This is a genomic window from Pseudomonas peli, from assembly GCF_050563605.1.
Lineage (GTDB): Bacteria > Pseudomonadota > Gammaproteobacteria > Pseudomonadales > Pseudomonadaceae > Aquipseudomonas > Aquipseudomonas peli_A.
The window spans coordinates 1-267 of the sequence record NZ_JBNXUH010000399.1 but is presented as its reverse complement, the minus strand read 5'-3'; the positions used below and the strand labels follow the sequence as shown (position 1 = coordinate 267).

At 58.1% G+C, this 267-nt stretch carries 1 pseudogene; it reads right to left on the bottom strand.

Features of this window, described 5'->3' with window-relative positions:
• Positions 1–267 (bottom strand): annotated as a pseudogene (locus ACQ4LH_RS22090) (hypothetical protein); the annotation flags it as partial.

Genomic DNA, 267 nt, shown 5'->3' with positions numbered 1-267 from the left:
AATCGTGGAGCGTCGTCGGCATCATCAAATGAGAATAAGAGACGGACCCTGGACTTCTCCAGCATCACCCCCATGAATACGAACAGCGGCACCGCCAGCATGGTCTGGTTGTTCATGATGCCGAACAGGCGGTTGGGCAGGGCGCTCAGGTAGCCGCCATCGAAGGTGCCGGTGAGGATGCCGATACCGGCAAACAGCAGGGTCACACCGCCCAGGGTCTTTCTCCTAAAAACATAACCTAGCACACGAGACGAGCCGAGCGAACGC